The organism is Anoxynatronum buryatiense (genome assembly GCF_900182905.1).
Classification (GTDB): domain Bacteria; phylum Bacillota; class Clostridia; order Peptostreptococcales; family Tindalliaceae; genus Anoxynatronum; species Anoxynatronum buryatiense.
The window spans coordinates 87,997-106,623 of record NZ_FXUF01000007.1 but is presented as its reverse complement, the minus strand read 5'-3'; the positions used below and the strand labels follow the sequence as shown (position 1 = coordinate 106,623).

Annotated in this window: 19 protein-coding genes; all 19 read right to left on the bottom strand. The window is 49.5% G+C overall.

The features are described from left to right. Window positions 1–14: 14 nt before the first annotated feature. Window positions 15–1,031 (bottom strand): FUSC family protein, encoded by a 1,017-nt coding sequence (locus QOL74_RS10420; protein WP_283409412.1) that lies wholly within the window; start codon window positions 1,029–1,031, stop codon window positions 15–17. Continuing rightward, entirely contained in the window at window positions 1,028–1,627 is a 600-nt protein-coding gene (recR, locus tag QOL74_RS10415) for a recombination mediator RecR (RefSeq protein WP_283409411.1), read from the bottom strand. Before recR ends, QOL74_RS10420 begins: the two co-directional genes overlap by 4 nt. A gap of 84 nt (window positions 1,628–1,711) precedes the next feature. Beyond that, the gene (locus QOL74_RS10410; protein WP_283409491.1) at window positions 1,712–2,053 is read right to left on the bottom strand and encodes a YbaB/EbfC family nucleoid-associated protein; all 342 of its coding nucleotides are present in this window, start codon (window positions 2,051–2,053) and stop codon (window positions 1,712–1,714) included. 271 nt (window positions 2,054–2,324) lie between these two features. Continuing rightward, window positions 2,325–4,379 (bottom strand): DNA polymerase III subunit gamma/tau, encoded by a 2,055-nt coding sequence (dnaX, locus tag QOL74_RS10405; RefSeq protein WP_283409410.1) that lies wholly within the window; start codon window positions 4,377–4,379, stop codon window positions 2,325–2,327. Between the two features lie 288 nt (window positions 4,380–4,667). Further along, on the bottom strand, window positions 4,668–5,417 hold the full coding sequence (locus tag QOL74_RS10400; RefSeq protein WP_283409409.1) for a CvpA family protein: 750 nt from the start codon (window positions 5,415–5,417) through the stop codon (window positions 4,668–4,670). Window positions 5,418–5,458: 41 nt separating this feature from the next. Then, complete coding sequence (locus QOL74_RS10395) at window positions 5,459–6,607, bottom strand: hypothetical protein (RefSeq protein ID WP_283409408.1); 1,149 nt, start codon at window positions 6,605–6,607, stop codon at window positions 5,459–5,461. Beyond that, a complete protein-coding gene (locus QOL74_RS10390) occupies window positions 6,608–7,546 on the bottom strand; it encodes a diacylglycerol/lipid kinase family protein (protein ID WP_283409407.1) in 939 nt (312 codons plus the stop codon). Beyond that, window positions 7,543–8,061: a DUF4446 family protein gene (locus tag QOL74_RS10385; protein ID WP_283409406.1), complete on the bottom strand. Its 519-nt coding sequence runs from the start codon at window positions 8,059–8,061 to the stop codon at window positions 7,543–7,545. Before QOL74_RS10385 ends, QOL74_RS10390 begins: the two co-directional genes overlap by 4 nt. 298 nt (window positions 8,062–8,359) lie before the next feature. Then, window positions 8,360–9,505 carry an aminotransferase class V-fold PLP-dependent enzyme gene (locus tag QOL74_RS10380; RefSeq protein WP_283409405.1) on the bottom strand — a complete coding sequence of 382 codons (1,146 nt, stop codon included), beginning with the start codon at window positions 9,503–9,505 and terminating at the stop codon, window positions 8,360–8,362. Window positions 9,506–9,596: 91 nt separating this feature from the next. Then, a complete protein-coding gene (locus tag QOL74_RS10375) occupies window positions 9,597–10,469 on the bottom strand; it encodes a ParB/RepB/Spo0J family partition protein (protein WP_283409490.1) in 873 nt (290 codons plus the stop codon). Next, window positions 10,469–11,242: a ParA family protein gene (locus tag QOL74_RS10370; protein ID WP_283409404.1), complete on the bottom strand. Its 774-nt coding sequence runs from the start codon at window positions 11,240–11,242 to the stop codon at window positions 10,469–10,471. Before QOL74_RS10370 ends, QOL74_RS10375 begins: the two co-directional genes overlap by 1 nt. A gap of 266 nt (window positions 11,243–11,508) precedes the next feature. After that, a complete protein-coding gene (rsmG, locus tag QOL74_RS10365) occupies window positions 11,509–12,243 on the bottom strand; it encodes a 16S rRNA (guanine(527)-N(7))-methyltransferase RsmG (protein WP_283409403.1) in 735 nt (244 codons plus the stop codon). After that, window positions 12,243–14,195, bottom strand: a complete 1,953-nt coding sequence (mnmG, locus tag QOL74_RS10360; RefSeq protein ID WP_283409402.1) for a tRNA uridine-5-carboxymethylaminomethyl(34) synthesis enzyme MnmG — start codon at window positions 14,193–14,195, stop codon at window positions 12,243–12,245. Before mnmG ends, rsmG begins: the two co-directional genes overlap by 1 nt. Before the next feature lie 130 nt (window positions 14,196–14,325). Further along, window positions 14,326–15,717, bottom strand: a complete 1,392-nt coding sequence (mnmE, locus tag QOL74_RS10355) for a tRNA uridine-5-carboxymethylaminomethyl(34) synthesis GTPase MnmE (protein ID WP_346771742.1) — start codon at window positions 15,715–15,717, stop codon at window positions 14,326–14,328. A gap of 90 nt (window positions 15,718–15,807) precedes the next feature. Further along, entirely contained in the window at window positions 15,808–16,428 is a 621-nt protein-coding gene (jag, locus tag QOL74_RS10350; RefSeq protein WP_283409401.1) for an RNA-binding cell elongation regulator Jag/EloR, read from the bottom strand. Beyond that, window positions 16,425–17,057: a YidC/Oxa1 family membrane protein insertase gene (locus QOL74_RS10345; RefSeq protein ID WP_283409400.1), complete on the bottom strand. Its 633-nt coding sequence runs from the start codon at window positions 17,055–17,057 to the stop codon at window positions 16,425–16,427. The genes jag and QOL74_RS10345 overlap by 4 nt, the downstream gene beginning before the upstream one ends. Window positions 17,058–17,405: 348 nt before the next feature. After that, window positions 17,406–17,636 carry a membrane protein insertion efficiency factor YidD gene (gene yidD / locus QOL74_RS10340; protein ID WP_346771743.1) on the bottom strand — a complete coding sequence of 77 codons (231 nt, stop codon included), beginning with the start codon at window positions 17,634–17,636 and terminating at the stop codon, window positions 17,406–17,408. Window positions 17,637–18,007: 371 nt separating this feature from the next. Next, the gene (gene rnpA / locus QOL74_RS10335; protein WP_346771741.1) at window positions 18,008–18,397 is read right to left on the bottom strand and encodes a ribonuclease P protein component; all 390 of its coding nucleotides are present in this window, start codon (window positions 18,395–18,397) and stop codon (window positions 18,008–18,010) included. A gap of 57 nt (window positions 18,398–18,454) precedes the next feature. Beyond that, window positions 18,455–18,589: a 50S ribosomal protein L34 gene (rpmH, locus tag QOL74_RS10330; protein ID WP_283409397.1), complete on the bottom strand. Its 135-nt coding sequence runs from the start codon at window positions 18,587–18,589 to the stop codon at window positions 18,455–18,457. Between the last annotated feature and the right edge of the window lie 38 nt (window positions 18,590–18,627).

Below are 18,627 nucleotides of genomic sequence, written 5' to 3'. Positions count from 1 at the left end.
ACGTGTCAGAATCCTCAGGCGTTGTGCTGGGATGTGATCATTTCCATTTTGGTAATGATTTCGCCAATATTATACACCATCACCATCAGCTGTATGATTTCTTCGGCTCCCAGCTGGCGGGAAATGTTATCGCTTTTCACCCGGCGTTTCAGGCTGGCGATATCTTCCATCAGCTCTTTCAAGGTTTCCCCCCTCTGACGGCTGCCTTCCCTTAGCAGGGTTTCTTCCCGCTTCAGCTTTTCGTAAAGGGCCAGCAGTTCCGGCTCAACGGGTTGAAGGGTGTGGGGTGCGAGGCCGTTTTCAAGAAGCCCGTAGAGGTTTTTCAGGTGCTGGTACATATCGGTGGTAATGCGCAGCACCAGGTTGATTTCTTTGCAGAGTATTTGACCGTAGACATTGAGTTTTTCTTCTTTTTCCTGCATTTCCGCCAGTTTTTTGGATTCATTCAGTTCTTCCAGAATATCATCAATCTGGGCGTCCACTTCTGTCAGGAGTACCTGCTCCTGCTTGAGGAGCATGCCCAGTATCCGGTTTTGGCAAGTAAGTATTCGGGTCATGTCCTTACGCATTTCAGACATGGCCCGCCGGTCGTACTTGGGGGGGAATATAAAATAGTTCACCATGAGGGCAATACCAATCCCCATAAACGTGTCTGTCAGGCGGCTGAGGGCATAAGGGAGTATATCATTTTGTGTGTTCATGAAAATACTGATGAAGACCACACAACTGATGGTAATGCCTTCTGGGATTTTCAGCTGGTTCATCAGCAGAATCAGCACCACCACTCCCAGGCCTGCCAGTAAAAAATTGCCAGGCAAAAGCAGTGCCATCAGAAGCCCGAAAAGGGTGCCGACAACGGTTCCCAAAATTCGGTTTCCGCCCACTTTCCATGAATCTGAAACGGTGGGCTGCATGCCGATGAGGGCTGCGATGGATACAAAAATAACGCTCTCAAGCTGTAGAATTTGAACCATCATGAGGCTCAACGCCACAGCAATACCGGTTTTAACGGTTCTTAAACCGATTTTCATAGCTTTTTACGTCCTTCCATGGCTTTCAATAACGTTACTTCATCCACGTACTCCAGGTCGCCCCCAACAGGAATTCCGTACCCAATGCGGGAAACGGTGATGCCTGCGGGTTTGAAAATGCGGGCCAGGTACATGGCGGTGGCTTCCCCTTCAATGGTGGGGTTGGTGGCAAGTATGATTTCTTCCACCGGTTCCTCGGCCACCCGGGCCAGCAGTTCTTTGATTTTGATATCTTCCGGGCCGATGCCCTCCAACGGTGAAATGGCTCCATGGAGCACATGATACAAACCGTGATACTCCCGGGTTTTTTCCAGCGCAGCCACATCCCGGGGGTCTTCCACCACGCAAATAATGCTGTGATCCCGCCGGGTATCCCTGCAAATCGTGCATTGTTCATGGTCGGTGAAATTACAGCACACCTGGCAGTAGCGAATGTTCTTTTTCGCTTCAACGATCGCCCGGGCCAGTTGTGTCACTTCCCGGCCTTCCATACTGATCACATGAAATGCCAGCCGCTGCGCCGTCTTTCTGCCGATTCCCGGCAGTTTACTGAAGGCTTCAATCAGGCTGGCGATGGGGGTTGTAAATTCGTGCATGCCTTATCTCCTCACGGAATGGTGCGGTTTCGATGCCCTCAATGGCACTGAACCGGTTCGAGCTGACGGGGTTCACGCCGCCGTCTAAAAACCCGGCAGATTCATGCCGCCGGTGAGTTTCCCCATTTCCCGGGAGACGGTTTCGTCAGCAATGCGCATGGCTTCGTTCACAACTGCCATGATGAGATCCTGCAGCATTTCCACATCATCAGGATCAACCGCTTCGGGCTTGATCTGAATATCGATGATCTCTTTTTTACCATTGACTTTGACGGTGATGACGCCGCCGCCGGCACTGGCTTCAAATTCTTGCTGTTCCAGCTGTTCCTGCATTTCTGCCATTTGTTTCTGCATTTTTTGTGCCTGTTTCATCATGTTGTTCATATTCGGCATGCCTCCCATGCCGGGAAATCCTTTTTTGCCCACTTTGGTTTCCTCCCTGTCATTATTTTCAGTGTCGTTGATGACTGTTGTTATTTTTCGATTGAAAAATGCTGGCATCAGCCCCTCAAAAGAGTGGCTGTTGTGTTATTATACCACAATTTTTCCGGTGATGCAGTGGCAGTACGGTGGTCCTTCAGCAGTGATACGGGGGTGGTGCAGAAATGGCACGGCGGTAAGGCAGAGGTGGTGCGGCGGTGATACGGGGGTGGTGCGGCATTCAACAGTTTGATGCATGCCGGCATGCTGCCGGGGCTCACATTAGGTCCGGATCATCCTGATCATCTTCCACCACTTCCACCAATTCTTCAGGAACCACCTGTTTCAGTTTTTCAGCCACCTGATCTGAAGAAGAATGCTGTGGTTCGGCTTCTTTTACTTCCAGTTTCAACCGAAGACGCCGACCAGTTTTTTGCTGAATGAGGGTGGCCAAATAATCTTTAATGTCTTCTCGTCCCAAACGTTCACACAGAATGGTCTGCTCCGGCAAAAATGTCAGGGTTAAGTCACAGCCGGAAAGCTGTGTCAATTGGGCTTCTCTTACCATGGCCTGAATGGAAACTTTCTTATCGGCTCGCATCTGATCAAGCACATGGGGCCACATCTGCCTGATCATGTCAAAGGTTAATGGTGCTGCCGGACCGGTACCACAACTGGCTGGCGGTTCTCCACCACCCGCTTCTTCAAAGGAAGCGGCCGTTTCTTTGATGATGGTTGCTTCATTTGTTGTGTTGATCGCGGCTGCTGTGTTGGTCATAGCTGCTTCCTTCACAGGTTCCTTTGCTGCCTGCTGTGTTTCCGCATCGCTGCCTGCTGCAGGCATTGCTTCTCCTGGCGTTGCTTCCATGGTGGTTTCCACCTGAAGTTTTTGATCTCCCGAAGAATCCGGTTTCTCTTTTTCTGAAGTTCTTTGCCCAAGGCCTGCTTTTTCAGCTGTCGTCTCGTTTGCTCCGAGAGTTGCCTCTGCCGAGGCGTCTGCCGTTGATGGCTGTTTTGGCTGGGTGGATGGTGTTGATGGCGCTGTGCCTGCTGCTTTTCGCTGTTTCATCCGATTCAGAAAATCTTCAATGCGGCCAATCCGCTGATCCAGTTGAGTGATGCTCCTTTGATCTGTCGCATGCGTCGTCTGTTGAAGATTTCTTGGCTCCTGAACATCTCTTGGCTCCTGAGGTGCCTTTCCATTTTCTGAAACTGCCCTGGAGGTCTGTGCAAGTGCTCCCGTCCTCATTTGCTGGCAGAGGGTGATCAGGCTGTTTTCCAGCATCAGCTGGGGCTGAGCACTTCGTTTCATGATATATTCTGTTTCAGCCAGTTGGCGGATGATGACAGTCAGGTCTCCTGTCTGGTAGGAACGGCTTTGCTCCAGATACTGTTCCCGGGTTGCCTCCGGCAGGGTTTCCCAGCCTTCAACCGTGGCATTCAGTGAGGCCATCAGGAGCCACCGATAGTGCTTCATGGCATCTGTCACCAGCTGTTGCAGATCTTTGCCCTCCTGATAGAGGGATTGAACCAGACGCAGTGCTTCCAGTGCTTTTCCCTGACTGACATGTGCTGCCAACTGAAACAGGAGGCTTTCGTTGATGCTTCCCAGCACTTCCACCACCTGATGATAGTGCAGTTCTCCCGGGTGATAGGCCAGACACTGGTCAAGAATGCTCAGGGAGTCTCGAAGAGCGCCTTCTCCGTTCAGTGCGATGGTGGTGACAGCGGCTTCCTCATAATCCACTCCCAGGGAACGGCAGATGGTGAGCAGCCGCTGCCGGATCTCTTCAAGACTCAGGGGCTTGAAGGTGAACCGCAGGCATCTTGAGAGCACGGTGGCCGGAATTTTATGAAGTTCGGTGGTGGCCAGAATAAACACCACATAGTCTGGTGGTTCTTCCAGCGTTTTTAGCAGGGCATTGAAGGCACCGGCGCTGAGCATGTGTACTTCGTCGATAATGTACACTTTATACCGGCTTTTCACTGGCGGGTATTTCACATTTTCCCTGATTTCCCGAATATGATCCACCCCGTTGTTGGAGGCAGCGTCAATTTCCAGCACATCCATCATCTGTTCTGACAAAATACTTCGGCAAACCTCGCACACATTGCAAGGATCGCCATCTGTCGGATTAAGGCAATTAATGGCGCGGGCAAAGATTTTGGCGGTGGAGGTTTTGCCTGTTCCTCTGATTCCTGAGAATAGATAGGCATGGGAGATACTGTCGGTGGTTATTTGATTTTTCAGGGTTCGAATCACCTGTCGCTGACCAATGACTTCTTCAAAAACTTCTGGCCGCCATTTTCGGTATAGGGCTTTATAGGCCATAAAGTGCCTCCTTTGTTAACGACCTGACATTCAACCATTTGACGGGATATGGGCCAACTTTCTGCAAATCTGCCTTTCTGTGGTTCTGTAGCTTTGTAGCTTTGTAGCTTTGAGGTTCTGTGGTTCTGTGGTTCTGTGGTTCTGTGGTTCTGTGGTTCTGTGGTTCTTTAGTGCTTTTATTGTATGAGTTTGTGTTTTTGATGCTGGTGTTTTCTTGCGTTTTCTTGCGTTATCTTGCAGTTTTGTGATCTTTCTTTGTCAGTGAAATTGAGGGTGGTGATCAGGCGTTCACACTGGTGGTGCTTCTTCCCTCTGGTTGCTTTCGGCGGCGGTTTCCACCTTGACGACGGATATCCAGGGAAACTGTTCCAGCAGTTGTGACTGGCGCAGTCCCTCTGCCAGCATTCCCTGGGGAGAAGCCGCCACCCAGGGGGTGATGAGCAGTGTAAGCAGCCAAATGAGGATGACACCCCTCACCAGACCTGCCAAAAGACCTGTGAATCGGTTGAAGGCACTGAGCACCGGTAGCTGAAACAACCCGTGCAGCAACAGTCCCAACAGATATACCCCGTGTTTCACCACCAGAAAAACCAGTACAAATGCAATGAGGGAGACCACCATTTGTGTGATGGCCGTTGCTGCCTGATGTAAAAACCAGGCTTCTGTTTGCTGAACCAAGCCTTCAACCGCTTGCATATCTGCCAGGGCGTCCGTTTGGTGAAGCCACTCCCGGGCCATTCCGGGAATGGGTAATGTCAGCCATTTTTCAACCAGGGTCTCTTCAGCCAGATGGGTTGCCTGTGAAAAATCGCTGCGTTTTTCCAGAAAATCGTACACCCACCGAAACAGTGGATTGTATAGGCTTGGTGTCGCCTGAACGTAGACTGCCACCTGTTCACTGTATGTTAATGCTGCCAGCCATCCGGCCACATAACTGGCCAAACTTGTCAGGGTGAGTACCAGTCCCCGCTGATAGCCTCTGATCAGGTTAAACCCCATCAGGGCAAGCATGACGCCATCCACCCAGTTAAATCCCATGTTTTCGCCTCCCCGGCCGGTGATTGTGATGGGTTGGAGTATTAGTCACCGGTTTGCAGCTGATAAAAATGAATCTGACCCCGGCGCAACACGGCAATCCGCTGTCCGGGAAGTAAAAACAATTCTTCCACATCATCCTGATAGGACTGTTCATCCAGAAGTTCTCCCCTATGGTTCAGCACTGCCAGCCGCCGTTGCTGTCCCATTAACAGAAAGCGGTCATTCACTTTTAATTCCTGGATGGCGGCCGCTTCTTCAAAAAGGGTAACCTTTTCCGCCTCCCATTCAATGAATGTGATGATGGTTTCCGGCGGATCGCCCTCACTGTTTCCATTGGCCGCTTCATTGGCCATGTCTCCCATGATCTCTGCTCTGTGAGCCAGCGCCCAGTAGCCTGTCTTATCCCGGGCAGTCAGGTAAAAAGGTTCCACTGGTGTCTGCCACCGCTCTTCCATGGTAAGGGTATACCGGTGCAGCGATTCTGTGGTGAGTACCACCACATCTCCCTCATCGGTGATCAGATGATCTGCCACCACTTTTCCCTGAAGATTTTGAGAAGACTGCAGCACTCCATAAAGATCGTACATTAAAAGAGCTGTTTCGAAGGTGTTTCCCGCACGACGCAGTACGCTGATGAGCACCCTTTCGTGTCGTCCAGAGATGCTGGCCTGAAGCACCACCCCCTCTGTCAGCAGCATGCTGCCCATTACTCTGCCGTCGGGATCAAGCACCGAAAATGGTTGCAGCCGATTTTCTTCCGGATGTTGCAACAGCAGAAATCCGGTTTCACAGGCGAACATGCTGTCAGCGCTCCGGTTGGCGGCCTGCTGGTACAGCATGTGTCCCTGCTCGTTGATTCGCAGCAGGTAACGGGGCGAAGCCTCCATCAGAAAAAGGTGTTTATCATTGTTTCCGGTGACAGGCACCAGCGTTTCGGTGCCAAAGGCCCAGTCTTGGTCCTGTTGGGGGTGAAAATACCTGACTTCTGCATTGCGCACCAGGTACAGCCCTTCGCCTCCCGGGTGCACCGCCAGGTTACCGCTGTAAGGAATTGCAACCTCCCGCTCGGGTTTTAATACCAGCGCCGGTGATATCCAGGTGCGCTGAATCCAGCGAATTGCCCAGGGGCTGATCATCAAAAGAATCGTAAAAATGAGTAAAAGGCCGGATAGGCCTCGGCGTTTTCGCACCTACATCCCTCCTGTTTCTTTGGAAACAGTGGTGGTTGAAATGCCTTCTGACACCGGACACAGAACTGTCAACCCTTCTGGAACAACCTTTATGGCTGCTTCAATCCCTGGCCAGGTTTCGCCGTCACGGTTCAGCAGGCCTGGTTTTTCTGCTTGAAATGACATGGCAGTTATTTTTTCAATAGTCACTTCCTGAAAAGAAACGTGTGTTCCCTTGTACACGGTGGGAAACAGCAGCAATATTTTCCAGCGGGGCATTTTTCTCACCACACAAAGCTCCAATACACCGTCTCTGGGATTAGCAGCCGGGTTAATCTGCATACCGCCACCGTAATGACTGCCGTTGCAGATGGCCATGAGCAGAATGGTTTCCTGTCGGTGAATGATCTCCCCTGTTGGTGTTGTCAGGGTGTATGACACCCGGGGTGGTTGAAAGGAAAAGATGGTTTTCACCAGCGCTGCCGGATATAAAATCCATCCTGGCAGCAGGTGTTTCCAACGGTTTGCCTGGGTGGCAATGGAAGCATCCAACCCAAAGCTGTAAATATTGACAAAATGATCACCCGATGCCCATCCCAGATCGATCTTGCGGGGAACTCCCTGTAAGGCGGTTTTAAGAGCCGTTATTTCATCCCGAATGCCCAAAAGCCGCGCGGCATCGTTTCCTGTACCTGCCGGAAACAGGGCCAGTGGCAAGGTCAGATCCCGCAGGCCTTTCACCACTTCATTGATGGTGCCGTCGCCACCCACCACCAGCAGCCGGTCATAGCCTCCCAGTGGGAACGCTCCGGTTATGTTCGTGGCATCGCCGCTTTTTTCTGTCTCAAAATACTGGAACTCAATGCCAGATTCCCTTAGCGCCTGTGTGATCCGGGCGGCCATGGCACCTCCCCTTCCGCGACCCGAAGAAGGGTTCACCAGCACGGCCCAGGGCTTCATCCCTTATTCCTCTTTAACTGCTGTTCCCGGGCCATTTGAAGGGCATCCATTTCTTCCACCGACAAATGTTGCTCAGAATGACCATGGTCAATGGCCTTTGCGTAAGTGGTGGATTCATAACGGCCATGAAGTCCGGTTAAAACCACTCCATTTAAATGATCATCCAAAAGGGCAATGGAATAACTGAGGCGACTGCCCACGTCTTCAAAAGCGTTAAATCGCTTAACCCCCACGTACTGCACACTTTTTCGCTGGTTTTCTTCGATCATTTTCATGGTAACACGGTTTTCTTCTGCCAGTTCCTGATGTGCCTGAACCAGTACCACATGTTGTTTCAGCAACTCCTCCAAATTCTCTCCGGTGGCACCTTTCATCAGTTGCTTGAATTTCTTTTTAAAGGAAAGTAAATTAATCCAAAGAACCAAGACCAGCAGCAACAGCAGGCCTGCCGCGCTGAGGCTGATGGTGATAAACAATCCCGGCTGTTGTTCCAATAGGGCAAACCAGTTCGTCATGAAAACGCTCCTTCTATGAATCCCAGTATTTCCAGGACTCTCAGTAAAATCTGGAACCTGATCAGGTTCACGGTATTTGATCGTCTTTTTAAATAAAGCCTGCCACAGGCAGTTTATGGGTTGAAGGCTGATTGCTTTGGCCATGGCAGTGGATTCCCGTACTGGCAAACTTTCCGTGGCAGCCCTTTACCAAATCCCTTTTCTTCATCTTGTTTTGTCTGCAGTCTTTCAGTGCCAACGCAGGCACTTTTGTGCTCAAACACTTTTCATTTAAAACATCACGTGAGTGGCCTCCACCTTAAGAAAACTGCTTCATCACCTGGGATACTGCCGTCAGTGCCGCCTCGATTTCATCAGCTGTGGTATGCCAGCCTGGGCTGAACCGCAAAGTGCCTTCAGGAAAAGTGCCAATGGTTTGATGTGCCAGTGGCGCACAGTGTAATCCGGATCTGGCAGAGATGCCATGCAGACTGTCCAGGGTATAGTTAAACTGATTCACATCAAGATTTCCCGGGCGAAAGGAAACCACGCTTCCCCGCTCTTTTTTCTTGGGTGAACCATAGAGGGTGATTCCCTTAATCACCGACAGCCCCTCCATAAGTCGATTAACCTGCTCTTTTTCATGGCGCTGAATTTCTGTCACACCAGTTTTCAGCAAATGGTCGACGCCGGCCTTTAGACCTGCCAGGCCATGAATGTTTTGTGTGCCGCTTTCGTAGCGATCGGGCGCAACCTCAGGCTGCAGAAGGTCTTCAGATCTGCTTCCTGTACCGCCCTGTTTCAGCGTTTTTATTTTGAGATCTTTGCCAATGTATAAAAAGCCGGTTCCCTGAGGCCCTAAAAGAGCCTTATGGCCAGGGGCTGCCAGAAAGTCTGCCTGCAAGGCTTCTACACTTAGTGGAATGCTGCCGCAGGATTGGGATGCATCCACTAAAAAAAGCAGGTGATGCTCCTTTGCCATTTTTCCCATTTCTTCAATTGGCAGAAGGGTGCCTGTCACATTGGAGCAGTGTGTCGCTATGATCATTCGGGTATTGGGCCGAATGGCATTTTTGATGTCATCTGCTTTCACATCGCCGGTTTCATCACCCCAGACAATGGTGTGGGAGATGCCTGATGCTTCAAGGGTTTTGAGAGGGCGAAGCACCGAATTGTGTTCCATGGAGGTGGTGATGACGTGATCACCCGGGTTTAACACGCCATGAATGGCCAGGTTCAATGCTTCTGTCGCATTCAGGGTGAACGCTATTTGAAGGGGATCCGGGCAATGAATCAATTCGCTGATACAACAACGGGTTTCGTAGATCAAACGGCTGGACGCCAGCCCGCCCTGATGGGCAGACCGTCCTGCATTGCCGCCAATTTGTTCCAGCTGATTCACCACCGCCTGAATCACTTCAGGCGGTTTTGGAAAGCTGGTGGCTGCATTATCTAAATAAATCATGGGTTGGTTGTCTCCATTCATTTTGTTTCACGTGAAACATTACTGGTTGTATCCGGTTTGATCAGGTGCTGACACGCTGATGGCATACTGTTTACGAATTCAGCATATCCAGAATGCGTTGCAGATCTTGCTGATTGTAGTACTCAATTTCAATTTTGCCTTTTTTGGCGCCATTGGTAATTTTCACTTTGGTATTGAAATAATCCTGAAGCCTGGTTTCCACCGCCACCAGCTCCGGGTCTCTTTTTTTAACCGATACTTTTTTCTTTTGCCTGGTGCGTTCCTGCCGAACCATTTCTTCGACTTGCCTGACATTGAGTTTGCTGTCGATAATTCGCAGCGCCAGTTTCAACTGCAGCGCGTCATCTTCAATTCCCAACAGTGCCCGACCCTGGCTTCCGCTGAGACGCCCTTCTTTCACCAGCATCATTACTTCCGGCGACAGTTGCAGTAATCGAATGGTGTTGGCCACATAAGAACGGCTTTTACCCAGGGCATCACCCAGTTCTTCATGGTTCAGCCGATATTCTTCCATCAGATACTGATAGGCTGTGGCTTCTTCAATCACTGACAGATTTTCTCTTTGAAGATTTTCAATGAGCGCCACCTCGTAAAGCTGCCGGTCTGTATATTCCTTAACAATACAGGGAATCTTTTCCATTTCCACTTGCTGGGCCGCTCGCCAGCGACGCTCACCAACAATGATCATGTATCCCTTTTGTTTCTTTGCCACCAGAATTGGCTGAATCATCCCATGCTGTCGCAATGAAGCTGCCAGTTCTGATAAAGCTTCTGGCTGAAACACTTTTCGCGGCTGATTTTCATTGGGGTACACCTGTTCAATGGGGATCATTCGCACCTGATCCTGGTCATTTCCTGCAGCTTCCTGTTCCACATCCTGCCAATGGGGAATCAATGCCTCCAGCCCTTTTCCAAGTCCTTTTTTCTTGCCTGCTCCTGTCATCACCAGTCACCTTCTTCCAATTCAATGAATTCTTCAGCCAGTTCTCGGTAAGCCTCAGCCCCTTTAGAACGGGCGTCGTAATAAATGATGGGTTCACCATGACTCGGTGCTTCTGCCAGTCGGATATTTCGGGGAACAATGGTGCGGTACACCTTCCCCCGGAACACCCGCTTCACCTGCTCCACCACTTGGATGGAGAGATTGGTTCGCCCGTCAAACATCATCAGAACCACTCCCTGAATGGTAAGTGCCGGGTTAAGGTTATTTTTCACCATCTGGTAGGTGTTCATCAGATGGCTGACGCCTTCCAGTGCGTAATACTCACATTGAATGGGAATAAGAATGCGGTCAACCGCTGCCAGCGAGTTGATGGTGAGTAAGCCCAGTGATGGCGGGCAGTCCACAAAAATGTAGTCATATTTCTCTTTGATGGTTTCAAGGGCCTTGCGCAACACTCTTTCCCGCTGCTTTTGCGCAGTCAGTTCAATCTCGGCCCCTGCCAGATCAACGCTGGCAGGGATCACATCCAGGTTTTCATACCCTGATGGAATAATCACTTTTTCGATATCAATTTCATTCACCAAAGCATCATAGATGGTGGTGGTCAATTGGGACTTGTCGATACCAAAGCCACTGGTGGCGTTCCCCTGGGGATCAATGTCCAACACGCAGACTTTTTTACCCTGTGCTGCAAGACATGCGCTGAGATTGACCGCCATGGTGGTTTTCCCCACGCCGCCTTTTTGGTTAAATACTGCGATGGATACGCCCATGCTGTGTTCCTCCTTGGATTGCTTCTCAAAGTTGTTCCAGCATTTCCCAGTGGTGGGTTGCGTTGAGCGACGAGTGAGACGTCTGCTTTTTCCATTCTATCATGTTTTATAGGCAGAAGAAAGCGCATGCGCTCCTTTTTATGTGAAAACCACCTATTTGTTTCACGTGAAACAAATAGGCGGTTCATTTGAAAACACTGGCTCTCACCTGTTTATTGTTGTATTTTAGTTCTGTGGTCTGTGAAGTGATTTGAAGAAACCTTCCTTTATAAAGGTTTTTTGGAAGGGATTCCCGGCCGCCGGGGATATTTGAAAGAAGTCGCCCCTGTCTTCTGGAAAACAATGAGGGTATGCTTCAGGTCGGTATACGGAATGTCCACCGTTCGAATTTCTGCCACCACCACTTTGAATTCCTTCATTGCTTTTTCGGCATCATCCAGTTCTTCCCGCCATCGGGGTCCTTTTTGACAGATAAACCGGCCGCCCACCTTCAGCAAAGGAATCACGTATTCCAGCAATACCGGCAGGGCTGCCACCGCTCTCGAAACTGCCAGTCGGTATTGTTCCCGATGCTGCGTATTACGCCCTGCCTGTTCAGCCCGGGCATGATAGAGCTTCACCTGTTCCAACCCCAGGCGTTTAATCACTGTTTCCAAAAAGGTCACCCTTTTCGCCAGCGAATCCATGAGTACATATTGCTGCCGGGGAAACATAATTTGAAGGGGGATACCGGGAAACCCGGCACCGGTGCCCATATCGAGCACCTGGGTTGCTTCAAAAAAACCAGGGGCCTTGGCGCAGGAAATAGAATCGAGAAAATGGTGGGTGACAATTTTTTCAGGTTCGGTGATGGCTGTCAGATTCATTTTTTCGTTCCATTCCATGAGCAGTTCATAATAGTTATTAAACTGCTGGATCTGTTCTTCAGTCACATCAAAGTTTAGTTCTCTGATACCCTCGGACAGCATCTTGATCAGATCAGGTGTCATGGTTTGGCTCATCACACGTCTTCCCCTTTCTCTTTCATGCGACGTTGTTGCTCCAGGTACACCAGCAGTACTGAGATGTCCGCAGGTGAAACACCTGAAATTCGGGAAGCCTGTCCCAATGAAAGGGGTCTCAGTTGCGATAGCTTTTGCCGGGCTTCCAGGCGCAAGCCTGCAATAAGATGATAATCCAGTTCGGGTGGCAGCAGCCGGTGTTCCATTTTTCTGAACTGCTCCACGCTTTTCAGCTGTTTATCAATATATCCCTGATACTTGATCTTCACTTCACACTGGGTAATCACCGCTCTGGATAGTTGAGCGTTATATTGGGGATCCACCGAAGCCAGATCATCATAGTCGATTTCAGGTCTTTTCAGGGCATCCAAAAGAGATAATCCGATTTTTACTGTGGATGAGCCCTTTTTCACCAGTAATGGATTTATGCTTTCCGGCGGGAGGATGGTTTTTTGGAGCCGGTTCATTTCATTTGTCACCGCTTCGCTTTTGGCTTTCATGGCTTCATAACGTTCCTGTGTGGCAAGGCCCAGGTGATAACTCTTTTCAGTAAGACGGGTGTCGGCATTATCCTGACGCAACACCAGCCGGTACTCTGCTCTTGACGTCATCATTCGGTAAGGCTCATTGGTGCCTTTGGTGACAAGATCGTCAATCAACACGCCAATATACGCTTCTGAACGATCTAAAATGAAGGGGGCCTTTCCTTTCAGTTTCAGCACGGCATTGATCCCCGCCATAAGTCCCTGGGCAGCCGCTTCTTCATAACCGGAGGATCCATTGAACTGACCGGCACAAAACAGATTTTCCCATGCTTTCATTTCCAGCGAAAGGGTTAACTGGGTGGGATCAATGCAGTCATATTCAATGGCATACCCAGGCCGCATGATTCTCACCTGTTCCAATCCGATCATGGTGCGGTACATGGCCAGCTGCACTTCTTCAGGCATACTGGTGGACATGCCCTGTACATACATTTCGGTGGTGTTCCGGCCTTCAGGCTCCAGGAAAAACTGATGACTGGGCTTGTCGCTGAATTTCACCACTTTATCTTCAATTGAAGGACAGTAACGCACTCCGGTACTTTTAATCTGCCCGCTGTACATGGCTGACCGGTGAAGGTTTGCTTCAATGACAGCTTTTGTTTCAGGGGTGGTACGGCTCAACCAGCAGGGGAGCTGCTGAATTTCCAGATGTTCATTGGCAAATGAAAAAGGAACGATCTCCTGGTCGCCGTCCTGCCGTTCCATTTTTGAAAAATCAACGGTGCGGGCATCCACCCGGGCAGGGGTTCCAGTTTTAAACCTGCGCAGTTCAATGCCCATGGCCCTTAGTTTTTCTGAAAGAAACTGGGCGGGAAAAAGACCGCTGGGCCCTGATTCGTAATGAATTTCACCCATGAACACTTTACTCTTTAAGTAAACGCCTGTGGCTAAAATGACAGCTTGACTGCGGTAAATGGCTCCGGTGCGGGTTACCACTCCCGCCACCTTTCCCTTTTGAAGATGGCAATGCTCTTTTAATGACTGGCTTTCTGGCTGTCCGTTGTCATCTGTGACTGTCACCAGATCCACCACTTCTGCCTGAAGCAGGTCCAGGTTCTCCTGGTTTTCCAGCACCTGTTTCATTGCCTGCTGATACTCCCATTTATCTGCCTGGGCACGCAGGGAATGAACCGCTGGCCCTTTGGCTGTATTCAACATTTTGCTTTGAATAAAAGTTTTGTCAATGGTGAGGCCCATCTCGCCTCCCAAGGCATCCACTTCTCTCACCAGATGCCCTTTTCCCGTTCCCCCGATGGAAGGATTGCACGCCAGTAATGCAACGGCATCAAGGGAAATGGTGGTGAGAAGCGTCCTCATTCCCATTCGTGATGCTGCCAGTGCCGCTTCACATCCGGCATGCCCGGCACCCACCACCACCAAATCGTATTGACCTGCTTCATAATGCATGTGTTTGACTCCTTTATCTGCTGAATTTAACAATTGTTATATTTGGGTGACGATCTATTTTTTCTTTATTCATTGCCGAAACACCTTCTTCTGTCTGTGTCGGCCTTGTATTTTGCATTCTTCCAAACCCCTATTTACCGATGCAAAAATGGGAAAAAATGTAATCCACCAGATCTTCCCGTACTGTTTCACCAACGATTTCACCAAGGCTGTCCATGGCTGTTTGATAGTCCACTTGAAGAAAATCAAGTGGCAGCTGATTTTCCAGTGCCTGCAAACCGTCCTGCAAGGCTTTTCCCGCAACTTCCAGTGCCTGTTGATGCCGCAGGTTGGTCACCATTTCCTTTTCCTTCTCCAGGGTTTCTCCCTGAAAAACAAGAGTGATGAGGGCCTCCTCCAATGCTTCCATTCCTGCTTCTTCCAGAAGTGAAATGCGCAGCAGCTGGTTTCGATCCACCCAGTCGGGCAGTTCTGTTTCAGAAAACAGGGAGGGAAGATCTGTTTTGTTCACAAGAATCAGTGTTTTCTTGTTTTTGATCATGGAAAGAATTTCCTGGTCTTCCCGGCTCAGATGTGTGGAGGCATCCAGCATCATAATCACCAGATCTGCCTTTTCAAAAAGGAGGCGGGTGCGTTCCACTCCCAGCTGCTCCACCAGGTCTTCTGTCTCCCTGATTCCTGCGGTATCCATGAGAACCATGGGAATCCCTTTCAGGTTCAGCTGTTCTTCAATGGCATCCCGGGTGGTGCCGGGAATATCGGTGACAATGGCCCGGCTTTCACGAAGCAGGGCGTTGAGCAGTGACGACTTTCCCACATTGGGTTTTCCCACAATGATGGTTTTAATCCCTTCCCTTAGGATTTTACCGGTTCTGGCAGAAGCAATCAACCCGTCGATTTCTGTGATAAGTTCCCTGCTGGCGTTCATCAGACTATCGTAAGTGGCCACCTCCACATCTTCCTCCTCGGAAAAATCAATGGAGACCTCCATTTCTGCCAGCAGCGCCAGCATACGCTCCCGCAGAAGGCGCACTTTTCTGGATAAGAATCCTTCCAGCTGGTCCATGGCAGCCTGATGACTTCGTTCTGTTCGGGCACTGATTAAGTCCATCACTGCCTCAGCCTGGCTCAGATCCAGACGCCCATTGAGAAAAGCCCGTTTGGTAAACTCACCCGGTGCCGCACCCCGAATGCCCTGGGCCAGGAGCAGTGCCATGATGCGTCTTACCGACTGAGTGCCGCCGTGGCACTGGATTTCAACCACATCTTCCCGTGTGTAGGTGTGGGGTGCTTTCATGTAGACCATCAGTACTTCGTCCACCACTTCGCTGTTTTCAGGGTTTCGAATCTGCCCATACAACATGCGACGCGGCGGCAGGGATTCCACAGATCTGCCAGAGGCATCATAAAACAGTCTGCGCACTTTTTCAAGAGCTTCACCGCCACTGACGCGAACAATGCCAATGCCTGCTTCTCCCGTTGCCGTTGCAATGGCAGCAATGGTTTCCTCCTGTACCATCATGTCTCCTCCTTCTTCTTCAGGGTTCTCAAGTAGAAAAAAACCCAGCCTTCACTGGGTTTTTAAGTCTTTCTTATCAGAGTGTGTTCACATTTACTTTTTCAGAGCAATGGCCACTTTTCGGTAGGGTTCTTCCCCTTCGCTGTAAGTTTGCACCCTTGGGTCTGACTGAAGCGCTGCATGAATGATTCGACGCTCGTAGGGGTTCATTGGTTCCAGCACCATGGTTTTACGGGTCATTTTGACTGTTTTGGCCATTTTATTAGCCAGTCGAATCAGTGTTTGCTCCCGCTTTTCACGGTAGTTCTCTGTATCCAGCATCACTTTAACATATTTATCCCGATGTTTGTTGGCCACCAGGCTGGTGATGTACTGAACTGCATCCAGCGTCTGGCCTCTTTTGCCAATCACCATCCCCATATTGGGCCCGGAAAGATCAATACGCATTTGATCATCATCATAATCGATGTGTATGTCCACTTCAAGTTCCATTGCCTGAAACAGATCCTGAAGAAACAGCCGGGTTTCATCTTCCGTCTGATCCATCACAGCAAGCTGCACTTTTGCATCTTTGCTGCCGATGAGTCCCAACAGTCCTCTGTAGGGTGCTTCCAGAATCTTTACCTCCACATTTTCCCGCGCACATCCCAGTTCTTTGAGCCCGTTGGCAATGGCCTCTTCAACGGTTTTTCCGGTCGCTTCCACCGTCTTCATTTGGCTTCACTCCCTTTATGCGGTAATAAGGATGCCGGCCGGTGAATGGCCAGCTGTTGCACAGTTTGGAACAAGTTGCTCACAACCCAGTACAGAGTTAACCCGGCTGGAAAACTGCGGCCCCACCAGAAAATCATGAGAGGAAAAAAGTAAAGCATCATCTTTTGCATGCTCTCCTGTTGTCCGCCAGCTCCTTTGGCCGATGACATGGTTTTGCTGGACAAGTAAGTGGTGGCCCCTGCCAGTACGGGTAAAATCCACGGGTCTGGCGCTGATAAACTGGGCATCCACAAAAATCCTGCCTCCACAATTTCCTGAGCGATTCCGTAATTTTCAGGTTGTCTCAGAACAGTGAAAAGACCGATAATGATCGGGAACTGAATCAGTAATGGCAGGCAACCCCCAAAGGGATTCACGTTATGTTCCTTGTACAGCTCCATCACTTTTTCATTCATTTTTTCTTTATCATTTTGATATTTCTTTTGAATTTCTTTGATTTTCGGTTGGATTTCCTGCATGTTCTTCATGGACTTGGTTTGCTTAATGGTCAACGGAATCATGATCATCTTGACCAGTATCGTAAAGATGATAATGGCAATTCCGTAGTTGCCCACAATGCCATAAACCATTAAGAGAAGTCTCCCAAGTGGTTCTGCTATAAATGACACATTCAAAACCTCCAACATTCATATTCAAACCGATCATTTGCATCGGTTTTTGTCGTTCCCGGTATCAGAAAAGACTCAAACTTGTTTCTGCTGTTCATCCCGCCGGCCAATTCCTGCCGCCTGCGGATTCCCTGTGTAATGGCTGTTTTAACGACTGTTCATCTGCGAATCATTTCACATTTCCGATAAAAGACGTTCTCGATGATTGTTTCTTTACCACTCAGTCACTCATACTCTCGGAATAATCTTCATTCTTAAGCTGTTTCAAAGGGTTAAAGGTGTTTTTGATTCATAAGCTCTTTCAGGATACTAAGACCCTTTTTCAGTGTGCCGGTTTTCATTCTCCGGAACATGGTCAACACCACCAGCATGAAACGGATGACATTTGGCAATTCGACGGATCATAAGCCCGGTTCCTTTCCAAAAACCAAATCTTTCATAAGCGGTTAAACTGTATGCTGAACAGGTGGGGTGAAACCGGCATGTTTGACCTTTCAGCGGCGAAATCCAGCGCTGATAAGCTTTGATAAGACGAATCATTCCTTTTGTTCCCATGGTCCCTGCTTCTTTCTGCTCCTGATTCCCATTTACCCTGCGTGGCCTTGGCAAATGATTCCCTTGCTGCTGCCATTGCCGTCATCTCAGTTTTCGGCTTTTCTGCCTTTTTGCTTTTCACTAGTCTTTCCGCAGGAGCATCGTTGTTCCATTTCTCTACATGAATTCATCATTCGATTCATTCAGTTTAATCGTTTCATCATTGTCTGATTCATGGTGCTCTTTCCTGTAAGAAATACTGATAATTCAACGGTTCTGATGCTGCCGTTTAAATGATTTTCGCCTTTGTTTCATGCTTGCTTCCTTTTGTGTACGCACAAGCACCTTTGTCAATAACCGTTTTTCCTGAACCGTTGCTAATTGCCGGGCTTTTGTGACTCCCCACGGTTCTTCGATTGACTGCTTTGAAGCCTCTTCTGGTGAAAGTTTTTTCGCAGCAGGTGTGCCACGGCACTTTTCAGTGTGTGGTAATCCGCCTCACCGCAACCGGCCCGGGCAATCCATACCAGGTCATAACCCAGAGGCAGCTTCTCTTCCAGTTCCCGAAGGCTCTCTTTTATTCTTCGTTTCACCAGATTGCGCACCACACTCTTACCCACTTTTTTTGAAACAGTGATGCCCACCCGTGTTTCATCCGTCTGATTTTTTAAATAATGTAACACCAGGTTGCGATTTGCAGTGGATTTGCCCAGCTGGTACACCCGTCTGAACTCTCGGTTCTTTTTCAACGCCTGGGTGCGATTCAACGGCATCCCTCCCCCGCAGCTTCCCTTTCAGACTGAAAAAGGCCACATAATGCGGCCTTATGCTGTCAGTTGCTTTCTTCCTTTGAGTCTTCTTCTGCGCAGGACATTCTGACCCGCTTTTGTACTCATACGCTTTCGAAAGCCGTGTTCTCTGCTTCGCTGGCGTTTTTTAGGCTGATAAGTTCTTTTCATGGTTCCAACACCTCCTCATGATACAGCAATCATGCAGT